Origin of the sequence: Paenibacillus sp. FSL R5-0914, assembly GCF_038004525.1 — a bacterium.
GTDB lineage: Bacteria > Bacillota > Bacilli > Paenibacillales > Paenibacillaceae > Paenibacillus_AQ.
In genome coordinates, this window is the sequence record NZ_JBBORH010000007.1 from 1 (window position 1) to 22,427 (window position 22,427).

The window sequence follows — 22,427 nt, forward strand, 5'->3', positions numbered from 1 at the left end:
GTGCAAATTAGAAATATTCGATCTCGCTTAGATAGCTTTATACCTGATACCATAAATTCCAACCTCCTTCTACCATAGACTGTTCTCGCTCGTACGGCGGACAATTTGATTCACCGTAATAAGCAGGATGCAATTCACAATGGAGTTAAATAAACCAACAGCTGTTGAGAAGCTATATTGCGCATCGACAAGACCAGATCGATAGACAAAGGTTGAAATCACGTCAGAGCTTGACATATTCAATGAATTTTGCAGAAGTAATATTTTCTCAAAACCTACACTTAACAAGCCACCCATATTTAGAATTAATAGAATGGTCATGGTCGGTATAAGCGTTGGAATATTGATGTGGCGAACACGCTGGAAGCGAGAGGCTCCGTCAATAATTGCCGCTTCATGCAAGCCTGGGTCTACTCCCGAGAGTGCCGCCAAATAAATAATCGTCCCCCACCCCGCACTCTGCCACACGCCTGAGAATACATACATCGTCTTAAACCAACCAGGGCTTGTCAGAAACTGCGGTGCACTAAAGCCTAAGCTTTCAATGGCATGAATAATCATTCCGTTCGATGGAGACAAGAAGGTAATAATCATCCCCGCCATAACAACGACAGAAATGAAATGAGGTGCATACGTAACGGTCTGAACAAGTCGCTTGAAGAAGCCGTCCTTCACTTCGTTAAACGCAAGCGCCAGAATAATTGGGATTGGGAATCCAATGGCTAATTCATACAAGCTAATACTGAGCGTGTTCCACAGCAAATCCCAGAAATAGTACGAGTTAAAAAATCGAATGAAATGATCAAAGCCTACCCATTCACTGCCAAAATAGCCTTTTGACGGGATGTAGTTCTTAAAAGCAATCTGAATCCCATACATCGGTCCATAGCTGAAAATGAGGAAGTAAAAGAATGCGGGTGCGATAAAAATGTAAAGCTCCCAATTCTGCCAAATCTTCTTCCAAGTCTCGTTTCTGCCCTTACGCTTTTCTTTCGGTTCTGAGTTCACAGTTCGCATGTGTACGCTTTCCGTTTCATGCATCGCGACATCCCCTCCTTGTAGGTAATGATGAGAACACTCAGATCATCGAGTGAGCATCATTATCTGTTGCATTGTTATCTATCGCATTGTTGTTAGCGCTTACATTTACAATATAAACAATTGACCCAATCGTAAATATGTCATTCTCGCTTGTCAAAAATTACGTGTTGTAGTGCGGGAATAACCGCGTCACAACGCTATGTGGGCATCATAACAGTATGTCATTCTTGTGCTTTCTCGTTGATCATTTCGTTGTATTACCATGCTCACCTGCACACAGGGCAATGTATGTAAATCTCCACAACATGTGTTTTTTTTGCGTAGTACAACTCAATTCACACATAATCTAACGTTTGTTGACTAATAAATCATGTTTGTTATCTGGATGATAATCGCATTGCTCTTATACAATGAACTTGCGTAAAGCGGTTTCAAGAGCGTGTGAATTTACAAATGACTTACATGAAGGAGTGAACGAGATGAGCGCAAAACCTGAACAACTGAAGCGTAGAAAGCGCTTTACTTGGAGGAAACAAGATTTTGAATTAACACTATTAGCCATTCCCACAACGATTTGGTACATTCTGTTCTGTTACTTACCCATGTTCGGCATTATCATCGCTTTCAAGCAGTTCAAAATTTCTGGGGGCTTTATTAGCAATGTAGTAAATAGTCCTTGGGTCGGTTTTAAAAACTTCGAATTTTTATTTAAATCCAATGATGCCTGGATTATTATCCGCAATACGATTGGGTATAACATCATTTTTATTATTACGGGCATCGTACTCCCAGTGTTGTTCGCGATCATGATTGGATTACTCCATAATCGCAAAGCCAGCAAAGTGTATCAAACGATGATGTTCCTCCCTTATTTCCTCTCTTGGGTCGTCATCTCTGCAGTCGGTTGGGCATTCTTCAGCTTTGACAAAGGGATCCTGAATCAATTTCTCGGTAACATCGGACATGATCCCGTGAATTGGTACATGCAGCCTGAGTATTGGCCTTACATTCTCGTTCTATTAAATATATGGAAAGGTATCGGCTATGGCATGATTATCTATCTCGCTACCATTACAGCGATCGATAGTTCGTATTATGAAGCCGCTGTCATTGATGGAGCCTCAATTTGGCAACAGACTCGATTCATCACACTACCTTTACTCAAACTGGTGATCGTGATGATGTTCATCCTGTCGGTCGGACGGATATTCTATACCGACTTCGGTCTCTTCTTCCAGGTCACGCGTGATTCTAACTCCTTATATAATGTGGCCACGACCGTTGATGTCCTCGTCTATAAGCAACTGAAAAGCGCAACGATCGGTATGGCATCTGCTGCTGCATTTGTTCAATCCGTTTTGGGATGTATTACGATTCTGTCCGCCAACTGGATTGTGAAGAAGATTGATCCAGATAGCGCAATGATTTAGGAGGTAAGAACATGGCAACAAAAACCTATGAATCCGGGCTTGATAAGTTTAATCGAACAAGTAAAGGAATTAACATCCTATTTAACTCCATTTTTCTGGTCATCGCACTTGCCTGTGTTGTGCCCGTTATCGTCGTATTATCGATTTCATTAACCAATGAATCTTATATCCGAGACGTTGGCTACAGTATCTTTCCAGCCGATTTTTCTTTTGAAGCCTACAGTTTTATTGCTAAGCAAGGAAAGATGATTCTACGTGCTCTAGGCACCTCGACCCTTGTCACTGTAGTAGGTACTGTACTTGGCGTCCTTCTTACAACATCGATGGGTTATGTTATTTCACGCCCGTCTTACAAGTTAAAAAGCTTTCTGACTTGGATCGTATTCATTCCGATGGTTTTCAATGGTGGTCTCGTATCCAGTTATTTCATCAATGCAAACTTACTAGGGCTGAAGGATAGTTTCTGGGCTCTGATCTTACCGCTTGCAGTCTCATCCTTTAACGTCATTATTTGTAAAACCTTTTTCACAAGCACGATTCCAGATGGTGTAATCGAATCGGCAGAAATTGATGGTGCTAATCAAATTAGGATCTTCTTCTCGATCATATTGCCTATATCGCTACCTGTTCTCGCAACGATAGGATTATTCCTATGCTTCAACTATTGGAACGACTGGTTCCAATCCATGTTGTATATTGATAACCCGAATCTCTACTCGTTACAGGCGTTGCTTAACAATCTAATGACCAATGCCGATGCACTTGCCAGAAATGCTTCAAGTATGGGCGTTAGTTCTGCAGAGCTCATCGCGAAAATGCCTAAAGAGTCCGCGCGTATGGCGGTCGCCATCCTCATCATCTTGCCTGTTGCTTGTGCATATCCATTCTTCCAGAGATATTTCATTTCTGGTCTGACAGTCGGCGCAGTCAAAGGCTAAATTACGAAGTAAGCCAAATTTATACTGGTTTATGATATAGCAAACAACCAATCCATAGGGGGAGTTAAAGTGAAGAAAATCTTCAAGATTGCCTCAACACTCTGTATTCTAACATTAATGGGATCCGCCTTAGCAGCATGCGGTAGTTCCAACAACTCGGCTTCATCGACGAATGAACCATCAAACAACTCTACATCAACAGAAGCAGCAGGTAAAAAGGATATTCCGACCCTGGTATGGTGGCAGATCGGTAATACGCCACTTCCTGCGAACTTTAGTAAAGCAATTGACAAGATGAATGAATATACTGCGGAGAAAATCGGGGTAAAAGTCGATCTTCGTGTGGCCAGCTGGGGCGAATGGGATACGAAGATGAACACCATTGTGAACACAGGTGAACCATTCGACATGATGTTCACGAATAACACGAAGTACAGTAAACAAGTCGCGATGGGCGCTCTTACGGACATCACGGATTTAGTCCAAAGCGAAGCCCCTGATCTGTACAAATCCATTCCGTCCGAAGTATGGGATGGCACAAAAGTTGGCGGGAAATACTACGCAGTACCAACCTATAAAGACTCATCTGTTTCTCAATATTGGAGCTATGATGACAAGCTCGTACAGAAATACAACATCGATTACCAGAACATTACATCGATGCAAGATTTAGATAAGCCACTTCATGATATAAAAGCTGGTGAAGGAAAAAGCTTCTACCCACTACGACTTATTCAAAGTGAAGCCTTCTCCGGAATGTTCAATAACTATGATGATTTAACACTAGGATTCTTCCCTGTAGGTGTAAAAGTAGATGATCCTTCTCGCAAGGTGATCTCTGTTTTCGAACAGCCTGATGTCATGGCAAATTTGAAATTGCTTCATAAATGGTATCAGGATGGAATCATCAACCCAGATGCTCCAACCAAAACAGAAAAAGAAAAATATAACCCATTTGGTACGCAACAAGCCTTCCCAGGTGCAGAGATCGCGATGCAAATCAATGCGGGCGTAGAAAAATTTGTTATGAACAAAACATTTGGTCCTCTTTATACGACAAGTACAATTCAAGGCTCCTTAAACGCAATCTCTGCGAATTCCAAGTACAAAAATGAAGCTTTGAAATATCTGCAATTAGTAAACACAGATTCAAAGCTCCGTAATATGCTAGCATTTGGTGAAGAAGGCGTTGATTTCAAATATGTAGATGGTAAAGATAACGTTATCGAGCGCACATCGGATACATGGCCGCTAGCTGCTTACTCACAAGGTACCTTCTTCAATATGGCTATAACCAAAGGCGCACCTGAAGATCAATGGGACCAAGTGAAGAAATTAAATGAACAAGCTGTAGCCTCCACTGTTCTAGGCTTCGCACTCGATATCAGCGAAATTCAGACAGAAGTTGCGAACGCACAATCTACATTTGATAAATATAAATACGAATTGCTAACAGGTGCTTCTGACCCAGAGAAGATTGTACCAAAAATGTTAGACGAATTGAAAAAAGCCGGACTGGATAAAATAATTCAAAAAGCGCAGGAAGAAATCGATAATTATTTCAAGTAAGCCATACACCAATACGACACATGGTATAGTTTGACAACTATACCATGTGCTTTTGTTGTAGAATAGGCAAGTTGTAATTGATTATATAGATCCTTTTGTACTATATTCAATTACAACCAACATGTATTGAGGTGCCACATGAATACGTTTCTACGCATTAAAATTTATCGTAGTAAATTTTGGACCTATGTGATATTCATTCTGTTAATCGGACTAACGTTAGGGGCACTGACCAGTGCCATCGTCATCAATCAATCCGTTGGTAATGCTCGCATCGAGGCGGCAAATGCCTTTTCTCGGACAGAGAACAACTTACAGAATGACGCAGATCGTATTGAAGCTTATATGCAGCGTATTTATTCAAATCAAGACTTGATGAACGATGCTAGCTATTTTCTAAGTCCAACCATTGATGATTATCTTACTAAACGATTAAAGAACAGTACATTCAATCAACGACCGCTTATCTCTTTTCCTGAAGATGTGAAAACTTATCTGTACAATTGGGCGCAAGGAGATATTACACAAATTAGTGTTCATACAGTGAAGCAAGGCAATGTTATAGACTTTAATAGTAATGGCATTCCCCGCTTCCAGTTTGGTCTATCCAATGATGATCTTATGTTTGCAGAGAACATTCAACGGGGATTTGTATATCGCAAAAAATTGCTTCAGCTTGCGGAGGGTTCCGCCGAAATTCGCTTTCAAATAAGCAGCGAACAAATTTTCAGCATCGTTAATAATTATCAACTTGGTCATGCAGCAGCTATTAATGATTCAGGAGAAGTGTATCTGATTGGCAACGACAATACAATGTCTGAGCAGATCATTCAGCAGGCCATTGCCAATAAAAATACGCATGGTGTAATACTAAAAAACTGGATGTCTCCCATTTTCTATGTCACTTTTCCATCCACCAAATTTAATTATAAGTTTGTTAGCACCATCGAATTAAGGGTATTGGTACAGCAGCATGCGTCTACGCTCATTTTATTATTTCTAGTTATTCTAACGGCCATGATTTGTGTTCTATTACTTGTTGTCTATAACCTTCGAGATGATGCACGATTCCTGCACCGTATTATTCAGTCTATAAAACGCGTTAAGACAGCGAACTTTACTCCAAATAAACCTGCACGCTATCGTCGAAATGAATATGGTATGATTGCACGTGAAGTGGATGACATGATTCACCAGTTAGATAAACATATTCGCAATGAATATTTACTGAAATTGAAACAGCAGGAAGCTGAAATGAAAGCGCTACAGCATCAAATTAATCCTCATTTTCTATATAACACCTTGGAGGTCATTCGCTCTACCGCATTAGTCAATCATGATGCCCATACAGCCGACGCGATTGCTACCTTAGGTGCCCTTTATCGTGAAATGGTAAAAAAAGAGAACATTATCTCGATTGGAAGCGAACTAGAGCTACTGCAAAAATATTTAAAAATTATGGAATTCAAGTATCCTGACCACTTTTATTACCAAATTGATATGGAAGATTCGTTACTCGATGTACCCACCATTAAATTTTGGATGCAGCCTTTGGCGGAGAACTTTTTCATTCATGGCTTTGACAAAGAGAAAGAATTTAATTTATTTGTCGTCAAGGGTAGCGAAGATGAGCATTACTACAGATTGGAATTTATTGATAACGGGGTGTGGATTGAGGAAGAACGCTTAGCCGATATACGACGAATACTGTCTAGTCAACATGAAATATCGACCAAGAGTATTGGTTTATATAATGTTTATGCAAGATTGAACTTTTACTATGATGAAGGTTTTTCAATGCACATTGAGAACAATGATGAAGCAGGCGTAAGGATTTCTGTACAGATTTCTAAAGAGGTGACTAGAGATGTACAAACTTTTAATCGTTGATGACGAGCCACAAATTTTAGAAGGCATGAAACGAATTCTAGATTGGAAGCACTATGGATTTGATTATGTCGAAACCTGTGTTTCGACGGATGCTGCTGTATCCAGAGCCGTACAATTAATTCCTGATATCGCTATTTTTGATGTATGTATTGGTAAAAATCTTGGTTATGATGCCATTCGACAACTCAATGAAGTTCAACTTCCTACGAAATATATAATTATGAGCGGGTATAGTGATTTTAGCTACGCTCAACAGGCTATCCGATGTGGGGTCAAAGATTATTTATTAAAGCCATTAGAGAAAGAAAAGCTCCAGCAAGTTATCGAGAAAATAATTGTTGACGATCTTCATGGTAGCATTGGGGATCCACAGACGAGCACTGCCCACTTGGATCCAGTCATGGGTGTTCCTTACGATTCGTTATCGAAGCTAGTAAATCGCATTTTGCTCATGGTCAGAGAAGATTTTAATCAGAATATTACCTTAAAATCTGTCGCCGATCGTTTTCAAATGAATAGCACCTATCTCGGGCAATTGTTCATTAAAGAAACGAATATGAAGCTTTCCGAATATTTAATGCTGTATCGCATGCAACGTGCTAAAGAGCTTATCCAGACCACGAATGAGAAAATCCATTGGATCGCATGTTCAGTCGGATATAATAATATGAATTATTTCTACACACATTTCCATAGCTATTACGGAAAATCTCCTTCCGATCTGCGCTAAAAAAGTTAGACAACGATTTGCTACCAAGAACGAGTCAAGGAGATGCATGTCATGTATAAACGTTGGTTTATCTTTGGCCTTTTTCTATTACTAATCATTCAATTAATCGGTTGCACCAAACATACAGAGGCTCCAATATCTAATAATGAAACGCCCGTTAACCTTATTTATTATACGATCGGCGAGCCGGACAATGATCTACGTAAGGTGAATGACAAAATAAATGAAGTCCTTTTGCGTAAAATCGGCATTACGATCACCTATAACAAAATTGGCTGGCAAGAATACGATAGCCGATTAAATACAATTATTTCATCCGATACCCCCTTTGATATTGCCTTTGCGCCGGATTACTCTACGTATGCAAAACAGGGAAAGTGGTTGAAGCTGAATGACTATTTAATGAACCAAGGCAAGGACATGTATAATGCAATTGATCCAATCTTCTGGAAAGGTGTCCGTTTACCTGATGGCAGCATTTACGGCATACCGACGAATAAAGAATTAGCCGTAGTTGAGCATTGGATGTATCCCGCTGATCTTGTAAAGAAATATCACATTGATATTACGAAATACAACACGCTAGAATCGCTAGAGCCACTGTTACGTATGATTCAAATAAATGAGCCCGAATACTTGCCCATGGAATTTAACCGGGATGCTCATAATTTCTTTAAGATGTATGGATATGAATATATAACGAACTATAAAATTCCGTTAATGATTCAATCGACACAATCAAATGCTTCGATCGTCAATATTTTCGAAACGGATGAAGCCAAACAAATTTTAAAGACCGTTCGACGATACTATCAACTTGGTTTCATTAATAAAGATGCTGCGCTGCGTGAACCAAGTTCACTTCAACGCGGGTTGAAAGTTTTCTGGAAATCCGCAAGCGGAGGCCCGCTATCCGAGAGTGTTTGGAGTAAGGATCTGGGCTATCAAGTGGTCGCTCATCCGGTAACACAAGAAGTGGCAACGACAGAATCCGTTCTTGGTGGCATGATGACTGTAAATGCAAATACGAAGCATCCGGAGGAAAGTATTAAATTTCTAAATTTATTAAATACCGATCCCGAATTACGTAATTTATTCAACTATGGGATCGAAGGAGTCCATTACAATTTAAACAAAGTGGGCCAGGTTGTCCTCGTTTCACCAAATTATACTGGGATACAGTATACACAAGGCAATTGGTTTATCTTAAAAACACTTGGTGGAAAATATCCTGATCCGCTAGATAAATGGGAACAATACAGAGCGTACAATGCTAAAGTGGTGGAATCTAAAGTACTCGGCTTTAATCCAGACCTTTCCTCGCTATCTGAGCAAGTCGATGAGATCGAAATCGTCTGGAATAAATATTATCCGATTCTCATGACCGGCAGCGTCGATGTAGATACCTTTCTGCCCAAATTCAATCAAGAGTTGCACGAAGCAGGTATTGACGACGTACGCAAAGCCATTCAAGCGCAGTTAAATACTTGGCAGAAGCATCATTCCAAGTAAGGTGAGGTTAGCATCTTTAACCGATGCTGAAGAACTTTCTAGACTAACGAATTGGTTGCCGTAGCAGAGATAAGTGGTAAAATCAATAGTATGAAGGTTCTGACTGGTAGAAGGAATAACGCTGCGATTAAAAAGTGTGAACAGTGCAATTATGTTAAAGACGATGAACAGATGTTAAAGAAAAGGTTGGAGGATTAATTAAATAAAAATCGCTCCTTTGAAAAATGACGTTAATCCTAGATAAAATCAAAGCTGTCCCAAGTAGCCATTTCTATGGCTTTTGGGACAGCCTCTTTTTCACATCCATATTCATCAAATACTCTACGGATACAGGACCATTCCACCATCAGCAAATATCGTAACTCCCGTCACATAGCTTGCTTCTTGAGACAGTAACCAAGCTACAGGTGCAGCAATTTGTTCCGGTGTTCCAATTTGACGTGAAGGAATTTTGTTCAATATTTGTTCAGTAATCTGCGGATCACTGAGTAATTTACCGTTCATAGGCGTATCAATCGCTCCAGGAGCAACGGCATTAATCCGAATTCCTCGATCGGCATATTCACGTGCTAATGATTCAGTTAGTAGCTTTAACCCACCTTTGGACGAAGCATAATGTACATATTGAGGCTTAGGAATCTGTTGATGCACGCTCGATACATTCACAATACTTCCCTGCATATCTTTCTTCAGGAGATATTTAATCGTTTCTTGGCACCCTAGGAATGTTCCGCGCAGATTCACATCCATGATCCGATTCCACTCATCTATAGGTAATTGCTCCGATGGATATTGAGACTGTACCCCTGCATTATTAACAATTCCATGTAATGTTCCGAAATGACCTACCGCCACATCAACTAATTTATTGGCGGTATCCACTTGTCCTACATCACCTTGGCACGCAACAGCTTGCCCGCCTGAGGCTTCAATGAGCGCAATCGCTTCCTCGGCTAAAGCTTTACTTTGATCACTCGTAAAATTGATAACGACTTTACATTTTTCTTTGCCCAAGCGAAGCGCGATCCCTCTACCAATGCCTTGCGCTGCACCTGTGACAATAAATACCTTTCCCTGTAAATCGTCAAACATAGGAACATCTCCTTACACTACGTCGTATGACTTCCATTCATCGAGCTACTCCATGATAATTTCAATGCAAATGACTTTGTCTGCTGCGCCTTGATCACAATGGCTTCACCACGTTGGATCGATTCCTGTAACCCCGCTTCATGTGAAGCCGAATTTGGTTCTACACCCATGACATAACAGGCCCCGTAGAATGGATAGTCTTGAAGACCATTAAATTCTTGCCACAACCACAGGTTTGGCATCGTGTCTACATCCCATTCTACACGAACACGTAAATCCATTTTATCATTTATAATCGTATAGCATCCCATCGTCAACTCTTTTAGAATCGCAAAATCTGTAGCCTTTCCTGAAGGGACATGTCCTAGATCACAACCCATATCTTCGATCGGCCATGAAAATACACCTTTTTTCAAACGAGATAATTCCGAATCCCGCTCATACGATTCGACCGATCTCGCAGGTGCTTCAAGCCGTGTTCCAGGTCCAATGAATGGCGCACCGAACGCGATATGCTGTCCCCATTCGGCATACAAAGCTTGCTGCCCCTGATTCGTAACGGATTCCTTCAACTCAATGCACTGCTCTACTTGGTCTATCGTTACAATTCGCTCCATCGCAAAAGGTGATTTATAGAGTAGTGTGGAGAATATAATCTGAACCTTTGTATCCGTTACTTCTCCGAGCTTATATGTCCAGGGTACCTGACAAGCCTCGCCGTGAAAATTATGCATAACTCCATAGTTATAGCTATCATCCCCTGCATTGGGGAATAAAATTTGCCAGCCCCCCGGGTAGCTTTGTAACCAGCGCTCCTTGGACGTATGACAGAAATCGATGCGATTCCCTAGCTTGGAGATTCCCCAAGGGCTTTCCCATAATATATTCGTACGATCAATACAAATTTTATAGATATCTCCACCTTTCTCTGGCAGAAACTCTACGATTAATCCGTCTCCCACGACCTGTAACACGTCCATGTGACCAGGGTTTGAAATGGTTCGAATGTCCATATTACAGGATCCCGAACTTCTCAAATACCTCGGAAACTTTCATCCCCTTCAAAATATGCTCACGAACCATATTCTCTCCGTTCACCTTCTCGAATGCTTTTGCAATGACTTCATCCTCGACATCCTTCGGAACGACAACAATACCATCTATATCTCCGAAAATAAGATCACCTGGCTGTATCTGTACGTCACCAATTTTGATCGGTACATCAAAATCAATCACCTCATTGCGGGCATAAGAATCGGTTGGACGCGTCCCTTTTACAAACACAGGGAAGCCTAGTTGTTTGATTTTCTTTACATCACGGCACAGGCCATCAATAACAGCACCTCTACCTCCAGCCACCTTCGTAGCTGCGGACATTAACTCACCGAAGAAGGCAGAGCGCTCGGAACCCCCGACATCACCAACAAAAACTTCACCAGGCTGCATACCATCTAGCACTTCAATTTGCTTTTTATAGGCTTGAGCCGGTTTTCGATAGACGTCTGCTACTTGGACTGTTTTGGCGTAACCGCATACGACCATATCCGGGTCTAGGGGACGAATATGCTGTGGTAATGCCTGATTACGTAGCTCTAGACTATCCAAAATATCAGATATGACGGCAGAATATAGTTTTTCTTGCAATTGATCTAAATAGGCTTGATTTTTCATAAGATTCATCCCTTTTCTATAATATTTATGCTCTTATTCTTGTTCAACTTGACGCATAATGGCACGCATATAACCTAACGCATACGCCATCCCCGCATGCCAAGGCGCATCACAAGTCATTAGTGGCGTATGGTCGGGTATAAGTACACCTGTAAACTGATGCTTCTTCAATACACGTAATGCTTTCAACATATCAATATCACCTTCATCGACAAAAACCTCTGTGTAATGAGGCACCTTCCCTTTAACATTACGAAAATGAACATATGAAATTTTATCCTGTGAAGCATATTGATCAATCGCTTCATACACATCTCCACTCACCATTTCTTGAATAGAGCCCATACAGAACTCAATCGAATTACTTTGGCTAGGAACAAGGTCTATCATTTTCTGATATTTATCAGGCTCATTCACTAATCGAGCATGCTGACGGATTTGCGGCATCGGCGGATCATCTGGATGTAATGCTAATTTAACCCCAGCTTCTTCCGCAACAGGTAGAACACGTTCTAGAAAATAGGCCAAACGATCCCATATTTCTTGCTCCGAGGTTGGTGGGAGATATCCCTTATCTAACAAACTCGCGTCATACGTCATATTCCACACCTGGCCCAGTGGGATTGGATGATTTAACTCATTGCTGTCAGGAAGAAACGTCGATGTTAGCGCTCCTCCTCGTGCAGATGGCTTTTGAATATGTCCCCACACACCAGCAATACTGAAGTTATATCCAATTACAGGAATCCCTGCTCGACCTACATTCCGGATGATCTGCTTAATCTGTTCAATTTGTTCGTCTCGTTTTGGGCCAGCAAGTAACACATCATACCAATCCGATGGATTAAAATTTTCAATCGCTGCGAATTCAAGTCCTTCTTGATTGAGCTCTTCTTTTAATTTCACAAGATTCTCATATTCCCAGATTGGGTCATTTAAGCGTGCTACACCATAATTTCGTTGCCCATCTGTTGAAGGAAGTCCCTCATCATCAATATCTCCATAATAATTTACGAGATGGACAACAACCGCCTCACAGCCTGCCTGTTTCGCAAATCGATAATAATCTGTATGTAACATATGACGATATAAACCAATACCTAATCGCATTTCTTTTGCTCCTTTACATATTGTTCGTAAGATACCTAAACTAAAATCTGAAATATCAGTCAAAGCAAGAAAAACCTCACCTACGGCTCGGTCCTTTAAAGATCTGAAGTAAATCCATCACACTGCAGGGGTGGAGGGACCGGTATGGATTCCAATCGCTGTTGAAGTTCTTGTTTCCTTTATTATTTTTATGGGTTGGGTTGAAACAAGAACTTCAAAGGTGACCGCTTCGCTTTTCCATTCCATATCCGTCCCCTTCTATTCAACTTGGGTGCTTTCTTCTACTTTTCCAATGCCAAGTAAATCTTGATTCCAATAAGCCAATTCCGGGTGATTTAGGGTCGGATAACGGCGCTAGCACGTTTACGTTACCGGTGGCACATTGTATTCGGTTTTTCGCATACATTTGGCACGTTTACGTTATCGGCGACACATTGTATTCGGTTTTTCGCATACATTTGGCTCGGTTACGTTACCGGCGGCACATTGTATTCGGTTTTTCGCATACATTTGGCTCGGTTACGTTACCGGTGGCATATTGTATTTGGTTTTTCGCATACATTTGTCTGTAAGCTTGGTCGGTCCTTCCCAAAGAGGCCTGACCTTAATAAAAAAAAGCCCCCCATGGCCACCCGTTGAATATAGGCCCATCCCTTGAATTCGTATCCTATTTCTCCGCAGTCTAGAAATTTTATACTTTCTAGTATGTCAAGCATAAACGACTACGTCGTCCATTTAAGGGTGAATAGCATTTGTGCGTGAGATTGGTAATGGGATTCCACCCGATCTTAGATAGCCCCACCATTCTCTTCTATTAGAAACATCATGTGTTTCTTACTCTTCTCCAAGTGCGACACGAGTAAATGAGTCGCTTGTTCCAGACGATCATGCTTTATTTCCTCAATAATCTGTTCATGCTCTAGTAAACCTTCATTAGATCGATCGAAGTTCTGGAAATGAAATATACGTGAAATATACAGAAAGCTATTTAAGAGCTCATATTGATTTAGAATTAACTGATTATGGCTCATCGTCACAATAGCTTTATGAAACAGAACATCTGCTTCTAGAAATTGTTCATACAAAAATTGGGGACTATTCAGATGGGTACTTGCACGCTCCACAAACTCTGTTAATTTCGTAACAAGATGCTCACGATCTTCCTGCGATAGGTGTTCTATGCACCATTTCTCAATCATGATGCGAGCATCCATCACTTCAGCGATTCGCCCACTCGTTAATTGACTCACATAGGTACCTGACCGTGATACGACTTCAATAAGTCCATCATTCGCCAATCGATGGATCGCAAGCTTCACAGGAGTTTTACTAACCCCCATCTTCTCACTTAAATCATTGAGATCCAGTCGTGCACCACCTTTATATTCCCGCGTAAGGATTTGATTCTTCAAAATTTGGTACACTTGCTCATTTAAATCTAGTCGTTCAATTTTTACATTCATAGGACAACTCCAATTGATTCAAGTTCAAACTGAAATATCAGATATTAGATTTAAGTTTATTATAAGATGCATCTTACAGAAATTCAATACTTAATTGCAGACTTTCGAATGTGTGCGCCATGCCTTCGGCGTTACACCAATTAATTTCTTGAAGACCGTCGCGAAATGTTGGCTCGTCTTAAACCCAAGCTCCATAGCAACATCCGTTATGCTCACCTTCGATTCCTCTAACATACGACAAGCACAGTCCATTCGAATCCGATCCATAAACGCTGTTGGTGATTGTCCGTTCATTTCACGAAATATACGGTAAAAGTGCGACTCACTTAAACCAATCTCCGACGCAAGCTGTCCTATCGTATAGCGTTCAGATGGATTCTGTTCCAGTCTTGTCTTAAGCTCCAGCGTATACGCGTGCATATCATGCGACTGCGCTTTGAGTGGAGTGTTATGCAAAATGCGTTGTAGAATTTCCAGAACTCCATGACGAATCTGAAATTCCACAAGCTCTGTATCCTGCTGGTTAATTAACTGTTGGACCCTTTTGAAATAATCTACGATTTCCTTGCTAACCAACTGAATACGAGGACAGCGATGTATCCATTGTGCAAATACTTGGCGTTCAGCATCATCCAGTCCGAACCAATGACCATGCTGCAGCGGATCACGAACGATGATCCACCAGATCCTACATGGCCCAATATAATCAAAACTAGCACGGTGACGTTCACCAGGTCGTGTATAAATGATATGCTGTGCGCTCGTTGGGTGAAATTGTCCATTAACTTCCCACACTGCGGTTCCTTGCTCCATATATACAAACTCATAAGCATCTTCGTGCACGTGATTTGTCAAAGGCATGGCTCTACTGAAATGGTCGTATCCCAGAAGGATCAGATCTTTAACATGGGCTGCAGGACCCTCTTCCCAATCGATTAAATATACCCAGCGTTCACTCTTTATAGCGTCTGTCATCGTATACACGCTGCCTCTCTTCTGATCACATTAGCTTACTCCGAATCGTATTTTTGCTCATTTATGTTTCTGATCCTATTAGATACAAATTGAAAAGTCAAATGATATAAATTGTTTTAAACTGAAAGCGTAAACACGAATAAGGAGTGATAAACGTGCCACACAGCACACCACAGATCCATGTTGTATTCAAGACACATTTAGATATCGGATATACCGATCTCGCTAAACATGTTACTGATCGTTATATGAAACTATTTTTCCCAAGTGCGATCACAACAGCACAGTACTTTGATGAACATCCTGATCAAGGTTCTTTTATTTGGACAACGGGTTCTTGGTTAATTCATCACTTACTCAAACATGGAACAACCGAGGAGAAACAGCAAGTAGAGGAAGCTATTGCAAAAGGCTATTTAAGATGGCATGGCCTCCCTTTCACGACCTATACCGAATTATACGATGCCGAGCTTCTAGATTACGGTATTCAAATGGCCACACGTCTTGACCAACGCTTTGGTATCCACACCATTGCAGCCAAAATGACGGATGTCCCTGGTCATACACGTGCGCTGATTACACATATGGCCAAGGCGGGTATGAAGTATCTTCATTTAGGTGTAAACCCATCAAGCCATGTTCCTCATGTTCCTGAGATGTTTTTGTGGAGAAATCCAGATGGTTCTGAAATCGTCGTTCAATATAGTAAAGATTATGGAACAACCTTCGAAACAGAAGGCTTGAATGATGTTTTATACTTTGCTCATACGCATGATAATCATGGTCCTTCCACCGTTGAACAAATTAAAGCGGAATTCACTCAACTTCGTGAGGCCTATCCACATGCGGATATCAGAGCATCCACGTTGGATCAATATGCGGAGAAGGTATGGGCCATTCGTGATACGTTACCGATCGTCGAAGAAGAGATTGGGGATAGCTGGATCCATGGATCTTCGACTGATCCCTACAAATTAGCTTGTTATCGTGAACTACTTCGCTTAAAGAGTAAATGGCTACTAGAAGGATCTCTTGCAGCAGCCGACGAGGAATATCACAACTTCTGCGATGAATTAATTATGATTCCTGAGCATACGTGGGGTGTAGATATTAAGCGTTATCTGGCAGATTACATTCATTATGATAAGGAAGATTTTCAGCAAGCACGAGCTCGAGAGAAGGTTGATGTGAACTTAAACCCACTTGAATATCGTTTTTACGAAAAAAATTCACGCGCTGAAATGATCGAGATGTTCGGCGTGGAAGCCGTGGAGAAGCTTAGTGCCCGCTCATTTAGTCTCATGGAGCAGTCTTGGCAAGAGCAAAGGGAATATTTAGAAAATGCCGTATCTACTCTGGGCGTAAAACGTCAGATCGAAGCACGAGCTGCTCTAGCCGCATTACGACCGGTTCGTCCACAGATTGCTAATGCGGATGCGACAATCCTGTACACGGATCAATCCTATACTTTAGGAGACTTTGAGGTCGTGTTTGAGGATAACGGTTCTATTATCAGTTTGCTAGACCAACGTAATCGAGAGTGGGCTGGGCCGAACAACCCGATCGGATTATTCTCATATGAGACTTTCTCCCAAGCGGATTATGATCGTTGGTACCGTGAATATCACGTACGATGGAAAAATACGCATGTATGGGCAACCGGAGATTTCGGGAAACCAGGTATGGATCTGACGAAAGAATGGATAATGCATACCGTGACGAAACCCAAACTATTATCCTTGCAAGCATTATGTGGAGAAGAACAGGATGTTGTCCTTGCTACGTTAAAGATGCCTAGAGCAGCTAGTGAAGGAATGGGTGCTCCACGAGAGTTGACCATCGAATATATATTTAAGAAGCACACTGCTACCGTAGAATGTAAGCTTCAATGGTTCCATAAGGATGCATATCGCCTCCCAGAAGCAGCATGGATGAGCTTCAATCCGATCGTCAATAATCCAAATCAATGGAAGCTTGATAAAATCGGACAACTCACTTCCCCACTAGACGTTGTTAAAGGGGGAAATCGCAATCTGCATGCGGTAGATCAGGGCATGTATTATGCGGCAGCGGACGGTCAAGTGGATATCACGACATTAGATGCCGCGCTCGTATCTCCTGGAGAACCACGGCTTGTGCAATTTGATCATACATTTGCTTCACTTACTGGAGGAATGCATGTCAATTTACACAACAATGTCTGGGGTACAAATTTCCAGGCTTGGTACGAAGAAGATGCGTTATTCCGCTTCAAGCTGAAATTCCAATCTCATCTTTAATCATAAAATACCTGAGAGGAGCTTTACAATGAACACCCACAAACCATGGAAAATTTACGTCATTCAACATTCCCATACGGATGTTGGCTATACAGAACGTCAAGAGAAAATCCGGCAGTATCATGTCAATTACATTCGGCAAGCGTTACAAATTGTACGTGACATCGAAAGCGGTGCTCGACTAGATTGGAAGGGCTACAAATGGGTATGCGAAACGTTCTGGCCTGTTGAATCCTTCCTCTTAAAAGCGACACCAACAGAAAAAGAAGAATTCGCGCAAGCGGTACAAAAAGGCTATATCGGTCTATCTGGAACCTATCTCAATTTCGGCGAGCAATTAAATCAAGAGATGCTCTCCGTCATGATTCAACGGATTACTGACTATGGTCAATCGATTCAATTCCCCGTACGTTCTGCTATGACTGCAGACATCACTGGCTTTGGTTGGGGATATAGTCAAGTCTTGGCCGATGCTGGTATCGAGAATTTAATAACCTGTATTCATACACATCACTCCATGTTTCCATTATGGAAGAAACAAATTCCATTCTGGTGGGAAACACCAAAAGGTGATCGAATTCTAACGTGGAGTGGCGAGCATTATATGTTCGGAAATGACCTCGGCTTGATTCCTGGTATAGGAGGTTCCTATACGATTCGTGATGAGCATGACGTGCGAAAAGGCGTGTCCTTGGAAGTCGCTGAAGCGCGGTTTGATCGATATTTAGAGCAATTAGTTGAAGATGGCTATACCTTCCCGTTAGTACCTGTCATGGTATCTGGGCTCCCTACAGATAATGGCTCACCGAATGCCGCATTAATGGATTTTGTAAACCATTGGAATGCGTTGCATGGTGATCGGATCTTGATTCAACCAGCGACACTGGATGATTTCTTTACAGATTTAAGAGCATATGCGAACGAGCATCCGGATGAGATCGAGACCTTTCGAGGAGATTGGCCGGATTGGTGGACAGATGGCTCAGCTACTACTCCGATGCATGTTCAGATCTTCCGAGAGGCGCAACGCGTGTACACGAAAGTGAAGCAATTAGATCCTACCCGTGAGATTGTTGACCAAGTGCGGCTTGAGGCGATTGAATACGAGTTGGCTTTATTTGCTGAACATACATGGGGATACCATTCCTCTGTGACAGAACCTTGGAACCCATTCGTACAAGAGCTGGGCTGTCGTAAAGAAGCTTATGCCGCAAATGCGAGTTCACTTGCCCATACCGCATTATACGATATCCTTGAGGCACAAGGAGATGCACTATTAGGACCAGATCGTCCTATGAAATTTGAATTGCATAACCCAAGTGAATTTATACAAACCGATTATGCCCAGTTAATTATGGAGGGCTGGTACATTACAGAGCTGAAAAATGGCTTTGAAGTGATCGATGAAGTGACTGGAACCGTCTACGAAGCTCAAATGGTGACGGGACACCGCGGGGTCGTCATTACAATTCCAGTAACTTTGCAGCCTAATCAAAAGGTACAATTGACGATTAAGGCAATCGAAGAGCATCCGCCCGTAACAGCATATCGAACAGATTATGTTGGATCCGATCGCATGCTGGATATTATTCCTCCGGTTCCACCGAAGCTACATGTGACGCCTAAATTTATCGAGTCACCTTTCGTTCGAATCGAATGGGAACTCGGGGCAGGGATTACGAAGTGGTTTGACAAGAGCAGTCAACAAGATTTACTGCGGTCTGATCGTAATCACAATGCATTCTCCCCTGTCTACAACGTAACAGAAGCACCTAATGAATTTGGCATGTATGATGTACGCCGTAAGATGGGACGTAATCGTAGAGGCGCTGATGCAATAACCTCTGTCGGAGCATTAGTTGATGTCAATATCGTTGAAAAGGGTGCCCTTTATGGAAAAGTTCAATTGACCTATCGCGTGAATGGTTGCAGTCACTATTCCTTACTCGTCACCGTATACGGTGATCGCGCACGTGCTGATGTAGCCGTACGCATGCATAAGGAAAGTGTATGGGATCCAGAAAATGTGTACATTTCACTTCCGTTTGGGAGTGCTTCCGCTGCTGGGCAAGATGCGCTGTGGATAGAAAAGACAGGCGCAGCCTTACGTCCACGAATTGATCAATTGCCTGGATCCTTAGCAGATTTCTATTGTGTCGATGAAGGTGTAGCTTTTGTCCGTGACACACGTGGTGTTGCCATTGCGATGCCAGATACACCTCTCATCCAACTCGGCTCCTTAGACTATGAGGATCGACTATTGAGCGGACACCCTGGACTCGCGCATGATCCAGCCCATCTCTACTCATGGCCCATGAATAATTATTGGGAAACGAACTTTAAGGCGACACTAGGTGGATTCTATGAATTCCGTTACTACATCGCTTGGGGGGATGAGCTTAATACGTCAGAAGTAGCATTAGAGGCTTGTAAGAGTATGAACGCGGGTATCCTTGCATGGAGAACAAGTAAGTAAGAGAATAATCATATTATCAGTTAGACGAATCACAAAGTCTTCCTCGAGAAGTACGGATTGAATAAGATTTGGAAGCATTTTAGACTTTCACATGAGGTCGCCTCTTTCTGTTACAGAGTCATTTGATGGTACAAATGATTCCACAAAAAAAGGCGTCCTTTTTGCTATGCTGTGATGTAATTTATTGGTTAATCAGCAGGGATGTTTTTATATAAATGTTCATTCTTTAGTAACCTCTGTAGAAAATAATAAATCTATTAAATCTCTTGCGTATACCCAACGTTAACTCTTAGTCCACCTGAGAAGTCAGGATAGAGAGAATCAGCCCATTCATAGACTTCTCGGGTAGAGTCCAATATTTTATTTGCTTCCTTGTAATGCTCATTAATCCATTCGATATCCATTCGGAAACCTCCTCTTTTTGGAGTTCGTGAAAGGGTTAAGGATCCTGCCCGGAGCTTGTCTTAACCATTCCTATTTATTGACTTTTTGTTGTTCTAATCTTTGCTCTTCTTCTTTAATTTGACTTATATCAATTCGTTCAAACAACAATTGCAAATCAGTTACCTGTTGATAAGGGGGAACCGAGCGGGGCTTCCAATTCGGTAGTTCAAGCGATAAGAATCCCCTGATCTTCTCACAAGAAAACGGTAGAAACGGATGCAGCAAATTCGCCAAATTAGCTATAATCTGCACGCATGTATATATTGTAGAACCACAGGACTCCTGATCTTCTTTTACCTGAATCCAAGGTTTTTGCCGATCAAAATACTGATTTGCCTTACGTACATAAAAGAAAATATACTCGAGCGCATCCTTCAAATCTCCCGCTTCAATTAGGCGTCCTGACTCCAGATACAAGAGGTCAATGTTGTCGCTCCACCCCTTATCTAACTTTCCACTTGGCACGATCCCTTCATAAAACTTCTCTACAAAAGCCAATGAGCGATTCACAAAGTTACCAAATGCTCCAAGCAGCTCACCATTATGACTATAAATAAACTCTCTCCAGGAAAAATCCGTATCCCGCTTCTCAGGCCCGTTGGCAATTAAGAAATAACGAATAGAGTCAGGATGATACCGCTCTAGAATATCAGGTACCCAGACTGCCCAATTACGGCTAGTGGAGAACTTCTGCCCTTCAAGGGTTAAATATTCGCTGGATATAATCCGATCCGGTAAATGTAGTTCTCTTGCTCCTAATAAGACGGCTGGCCATATCAGGGTGTGAAAAGGAATATTATCTTTACCATGGACATAATAAGCGGTGATGTCCTCTTGTTCCTCTGACCAAAAATCCTCCCAGCTCCGCCCAGACTGTGCAGCCCACTGCTTACTGGCTGATAAATAACCACTTACCGCCTCAATCCAAACATAAATCTTCTTGTCTTCAAATCCAGCTATAGGAACATCTACACCCCAAGATAAGTCTCTTGTTACCGCGCGGTCCTGCAGTTCTTCTTTTAAATAACGTTTGGTCAGTTTTATTGCATTTTCCCTCCAGTGTACTGCTTCCTCTACATATTCCGTTAATTCAGATTGAAATTTAGATAAGCTAAGATAAAAATGTTCTGTCGGTCGTTCTGACGGTGTATTCCCACATAATTTACAGACTCTGTCCAATAAATCGGCAGGGTCTAGAATCGTAGAACAATAATCGCATTGATCTCCACGCGCCCGCTGGCCACATACTGGACAAGTCCCTTCCACGTATCTGTCTGGCAAAAAGCGCTGATCCACCTCACAGTAACATTGCGCAATGGTTTTTTTATATAAATGACCATTCTCTAGTAGCTTCGCAAACAAATCTTGCACAACCTTATGATGCTGCTGTTGATCCGTTCTAGTATAAAGATCATAACTAAATCCCAGCTGTTCAAAACACTGCAGAAACTCTTCGTGGTATCGACTGGCAAAAGCTTCGGGTGTGATCCCTTCATTAGCAGCTTGAACCGCTACAGGTGTGCCATGACAATCGCTGCCTGACACATATAAAACGTTATCCCCCTTGCTGCGAAAATAGCGTGCCAGCACATCCCCAGGCAACACACTTGATAATCTTCCAAGATGTAAAGATCCATTCGCATACGGCCAAGCACCACCTATAAACACATTACTCATTAACCTTCTCCTCCTTTTTTTAGACAACAAAAAAACTCCCATCCACAAAGGACGAGAGTTCTACTCACGTGTTACCACCTAATTTTATAAATGCCTCATGACATTTACCTCTTCAGGTACGACGTTAATA

17 protein-coding genes and 1 other annotated feature (1 of these 18 running past the window's edge) are annotated in these 22,427 nt (G+C 41.8%); of the genes, 8 read left to right on the top strand and 9 right to left on the bottom strand.

The window, feature by feature from the left end; translation table 11 throughout:
- Nucleotides 1–69: 69 nt before the first annotated feature.
- The gene (locus tag MKX60_RS31465; RefSeq protein ID WP_076300648.1) at nucleotides 70–1,017 is read right to left on the bottom strand and encodes an ABC transporter permease; all 948 of its coding nucleotides are present in this window, start codon (nucleotides 1,015–1,017) and stop codon (nucleotides 70–72) included.
- Nucleotides 1,018–1,520: 503 nt separating this feature from the next.
- Between MKX60_RS31465 and MKX60_RS31470 the strand changes: the two genes are divergently transcribed.
- The 6 genes from MKX60_RS31470 to MKX60_RS31495 all read left to right on the top strand — a co-directional run bounded on the left by MKX60_RS31470 (nucleotide 1,521) and on the right by MKX60_RS31495 (nucleotide 9,110).
- Nucleotides 1,521–2,471, top strand: a complete 951-nt coding sequence (locus MKX60_RS31470) for an ABC transporter permease (protein ID WP_076286258.1) — start codon at nucleotides 1,521–1,523, stop codon at nucleotides 2,469–2,471.
- A gap of 11 nt (nucleotides 2,472–2,482) precedes the next feature.
- Entirely contained in the window at nucleotides 2,483–3,409 is a 927-nt protein-coding gene (locus MKX60_RS31475; RefSeq protein ID WP_076286259.1) for a carbohydrate ABC transporter permease, read from the top strand.
- A gap of 69 nt (nucleotides 3,410–3,478) precedes the next feature.
- The gene (locus MKX60_RS31480; protein WP_341062090.1) at nucleotides 3,479–4,978 is read left to right on the top strand and encodes an ABC transporter substrate-binding protein; all 1,500 of its coding nucleotides are present in this window, start codon (nucleotides 3,479–3,481) and stop codon (nucleotides 4,976–4,978) included.
- A 138-nt stretch (nucleotides 4,979–5,116) separates the two neighbouring features.
- Entirely contained in the window at nucleotides 5,117–6,868 is a 1,752-nt protein-coding gene (locus MKX60_RS31485; protein WP_341062092.1) for a sensor histidine kinase, read from the top strand.
- Nucleotides 6,846–7,598 carry a response regulator transcription factor gene (locus MKX60_RS31490; RefSeq protein ID WP_076286262.1) on the top strand — a complete coding sequence of 251 codons (753 nt, stop codon included), beginning with the start codon at nucleotides 6,846–6,848 and terminating at the stop codon, nucleotides 7,596–7,598. Before MKX60_RS31485 ends, MKX60_RS31490 begins: the two co-directional genes overlap by 23 nt.
- A gap of 51 nt (nucleotides 7,599–7,649) precedes the next feature.
- Entirely contained in the window at nucleotides 7,650–9,110 is a 1,461-nt protein-coding gene (locus MKX60_RS31495) for an ABC transporter substrate-binding protein (RefSeq protein WP_341062093.1), read from the top strand.
- Nucleotides 9,111–9,431: 321 nt separating this feature from the next.
- Here the strand turns inward: MKX60_RS31495 and MKX60_RS31500 are convergent, their stop codons facing one another.
- The 6 genes from MKX60_RS31500 to MKX60_RS31525 form a co-directional block, all read right to left on the bottom strand.
- On the bottom strand, nucleotides 9,432–10,202 hold the full coding sequence (locus MKX60_RS31500; RefSeq protein ID WP_076286264.1) for a glucose 1-dehydrogenase: 771 nt from the start codon (nucleotides 10,200–10,202) through the stop codon (nucleotides 9,432–9,434).
- 17 nt (nucleotides 10,203–10,219) lie between these two features.
- Nucleotides 10,220–11,215 carry a DUF4432 family protein gene (locus MKX60_RS31505; RefSeq protein ID WP_341062094.1) on the bottom strand — a complete coding sequence of 332 codons (996 nt, stop codon included), beginning with the start codon at nucleotides 11,213–11,215 and terminating at the stop codon, nucleotides 10,220–10,222.
- A 1-nt stretch (nucleotide 11,216) separates the two neighbouring features.
- Nucleotides 11,217–11,873, bottom strand: coding sequence for an RraA family protein (locus MKX60_RS31510; protein WP_179086738.1), 657 nt, complete (start codon nucleotides 11,871–11,873; stop codon nucleotides 11,217–11,219).
- Between the two features lie 33 nt (nucleotides 11,874–11,906).
- Nucleotides 11,907–12,983: a mannonate dehydratase gene (locus MKX60_RS31515; protein WP_076300566.1), complete on the bottom strand. Its 1,077-nt coding sequence runs from the start codon at nucleotides 12,981–12,983 to the stop codon at nucleotides 11,907–11,909.
- Between the two features lie 788 nt (nucleotides 12,984–13,771).
- A complete protein-coding gene (locus tag MKX60_RS31520; protein WP_341062096.1) occupies nucleotides 13,772–14,446 on the bottom strand; it encodes a GntR family transcriptional regulator in 675 nt (224 codons plus the stop codon).
- 90 nt (nucleotides 14,447–14,536) lie between these two features.
- The gene (locus MKX60_RS31525) at nucleotides 14,537–15,421 is read right to left on the bottom strand and encodes an AraC family transcriptional regulator (protein WP_076300565.1); all 885 of its coding nucleotides are present in this window, start codon (nucleotides 15,419–15,421) and stop codon (nucleotides 14,537–14,539) included.
- A 155-nt stretch (nucleotides 15,422–15,576) separates the two neighbouring features.
- Between MKX60_RS31525 and MKX60_RS31530 the strand changes: the two genes are divergently transcribed.
- Both MKX60_RS31530 and MKX60_RS31535 read left to right on the top strand, forming a co-directional pair.
- The gene (locus MKX60_RS31530) at nucleotides 15,577–17,700 is read left to right on the top strand and encodes a DUF5054 domain-containing protein (RefSeq protein WP_341062097.1); all 2,124 of its coding nucleotides are present in this window, start codon (nucleotides 15,577–15,579) and stop codon (nucleotides 17,698–17,700) included.
- A 28-nt stretch (nucleotides 17,701–17,728) separates the two neighbouring features.
- Nucleotides 17,729–20,176, top strand: a complete 2,448-nt coding sequence (locus MKX60_RS31535) for a glycoside hydrolase family 38 N-terminal domain-containing protein (protein ID WP_341062098.1) — start codon at nucleotides 17,729–17,731, stop codon at nucleotides 20,174–20,176.
- Nucleotides 20,177–20,433: 257 nt separating this feature from the next.
- On the opposite strand, the gene MKX60_RS31540 is transcribed toward MKX60_RS31535, so the two are convergent.
- The gene (locus MKX60_RS31540) at nucleotides 20,434–20,580 is read right to left on the bottom strand and encodes a hypothetical protein (RefSeq protein WP_179085846.1); all 147 of its coding nucleotides are present in this window, start codon (nucleotides 20,578–20,580) and stop codon (nucleotides 20,434–20,436) included.
- A gap of 70 nt (nucleotides 20,581–20,650) precedes the next feature.
- Nucleotides 20,651–22,297, bottom strand: a complete 1,647-nt coding sequence (gene metG / locus MKX60_RS31545) for a methionine--tRNA ligase (protein WP_341062099.1) — start codon at nucleotides 22,295–22,297, stop codon at nucleotides 20,651–20,653.
- 44 nt (nucleotides 22,298–22,341) lie between these two features.
- Nucleotides 22,342–22,427 (bottom strand) — a binding site (T-box leader); it runs 176 nt beyond the window's last position.